At 41.2% G+C, this 267-nt stretch carries 1 tRNA gene; it reads left to right on the forward strand.

Annotation, left to right across the window (positions count from 1 at the left end):
• The first annotated feature begins 31 nt into the window (after positions 1-31).
• Positions 32-107: transfer RNA gene (locus M3610_RS27740), tRNA-Ala, on the forward strand.
• Positions 108-267: the final 160 nt, after the last annotated feature.

The following is a 267-nucleotide window of genomic DNA, read 5'->3' on the forward strand; positions in this document are numbered from 1 at the left end:
TTTAGGCCCACCATACTTTCACTTTCATAATGGGGTCTTAGCTCAGCTGGGAGAGCGCCTGCTTTGCACGCAGGAGGTCAGGGGTTCGATCCCCCTAGACTCCACCAAAGTTTTTTGTGAAAGCAAAATAACTTTCAACTCATTCGTTCTTTGAAAACTAGATAATCGTAATGAAGAAGCAAAGTAAACATCGAGTCATCGCCATTTTAGTTTTCTCTCTTATGAAGTTAAGAGAATAACCTTTTAGGTTAAGTTAGAAAGGGCGCA

The organism is Neobacillus sp. MER 74 (genome assembly GCF_023714155.1).